Below are 1,461 nucleotides of genomic sequence, written 5' to 3'. Positions count from 1 at the left end.
GGCAGTATGAGGATGAAGAAAGCGGACTATACTATAATCGGTTTCGTTACTATAATCCGGAGACGGCACAGTATATTTCTCCTGACCCGATAGGGCTGCTGGGCGGGTTTAATCCGTACGGGTATGTGCACAATCCGACTAACTGGATAGACCCTCTTGGATTAGCAGGTAAAGACTGTGACAAACTTGTTGAGGACGTAAAAGCCAATACACCGAAAGATAGTGTATATATACCTCGTGATGCTAATGGCAAACCAATATCGTTAGATAAACAAATAGTTAATAGCCAAGATATTCCTTTACCGCATCCTGGGGCAGAGGGGCGAGCACATACAGTATTGGGGGGTAAAGTCAGTAGTAAAACTGGAGAGGTTTATCGGCAATCAGCTACTTTCCCTGAGGCAACTTGGCCTCTTGCAAAAGGCCAACCGGTTCCTTTAAGTGAGGTTCATTGGACAAGTCATGGTCGCCCAGATCATACGAATCCGCACCAACATCCATTCCATTATGAAGGGCAGTATGGGTGGAAAAGGGCTGATAGGCTTCCTTTCTATCCAAATGGAATCAAGTAAAAGGAACAACTATGGATATATTATTTGAGCTTTTTCTTCCAAAAAATATAGAACCTGAGTCATTTGGTTTGAAGGAAATTCTGGTTGAGTGGGCGGGTGAAGAGTATTCACAAGATCCCAAAAAATACCAATGGAATGATGTGGTTATATTTGAAGAGTATAAAGATACAGTTAGTTACAATAAATTAATAGGAAATGAAGTTACATTAACTAATTACGACTCTTATACGCTAAAAGGGGATTCGATAAATCAATTACAGGAGTTGATTGTCAATAATAAGCCCAGTAAAAATAACCATATTTATCTATTTTTCAATGAATTTCTTAGGAACTTAAGCAGTTGGGTTGTAGTGACGTTAATTGACTATGATCAATTTGACAAAATATACAAAGTAAACGATGTTGATGATGCTTTTTATCTACTAGAGAAAAGTTGCCATCCAGAAAAACCGGAAGGTATTGCTTTGATAAAAAACAATCTTTGATATTAATTGATCATAATATGATAAAGCCGGAAAGACCCCCGAGATCTTCCGGCTTTTTATCATCATTCTGCCTTGTAATCGCCAATCAACTCCCGCATCCGCAGCTTAATGTCACTGATTTGCGCGCGCTGGCGCTGGTATTGCTGTTTGAGGCTGTTCGTCTCGTCACTGTCGGGGATCAGCACCAAGCAGCCATCCATGATTTTTACGGTAACAGAGCCGCCAATCTCAAAGCCCGCTTGTTTAAGCCATTGCCCCTTAAGGTGAATTGCGGGACGTATCCCAGAGTGTAATAACGTTCTGTTTTCGCAGCTTTATTTTGAGCCACGTTTTGCTTAGAATGCGCCTTAGCCCTCATTCAACTCCTTGATAGTTGTTTATGGTTAGCGGCGTAGATGTGTTGG

At 41.1% G+C, this 1,461-nt stretch carries 3 protein-coding genes; 2 read left to right on the top strand and 1 reads right to left on the bottom strand.

Translation table 11 applies throughout. The features are described from left to right. A partial coding sequence (locus BM100_RS23765) for an RHS repeat-associated core domain-containing protein (protein ID WP_244896552.1) occupies nucleotides 1-572 on the top strand: 572 nt, incomplete at its 5' end. 11 nt (nucleotides 573-583) lie between these two features. After that, nucleotides 584-1,057 (top strand): hypothetical protein, encoded by a 474-nt coding sequence (locus BM100_RS22390; protein WP_092515015.1) that lies wholly within the window; start codon nucleotides 584-586, stop codon nucleotides 1,055-1,057. 62 nt (nucleotides 1,058-1,119) lie between these two features. Here BM100_RS22390 and BM100_RS22385 read toward each other — a convergent pair whose 3' ends face one another. Then, entirely contained in the window at nucleotides 1,120-1,326 is a 207-nt protein-coding gene (locus tag BM100_RS22385; RefSeq protein WP_244896553.1) for a SymE family type I addiction module toxin, read from the bottom strand. Nucleotides 1,327-1,461: the final 135 nt, after the last annotated feature.

This window comes from Xenorhabdus mauleonii (assembly GCF_900113945.1).
Classification (GTDB): Bacteria; Pseudomonadota; Gammaproteobacteria; order Enterobacterales; family Enterobacteriaceae; genus Xenorhabdus; species Xenorhabdus mauleonii.
Note: the sequence above shows the minus strand (reverse complement) of the source record. Positions and strands in the feature narration are given on the sequence as shown.

Excerpts from the sequence above, each read along its gene's own strand:
- BM100_RS22390 (WP_092515015.1), top strand. The coding sequence starts at position 584 with ATGGATATATTATTTGAGCTTTTTCTTCCAAAAAATATAGAACCTGAG.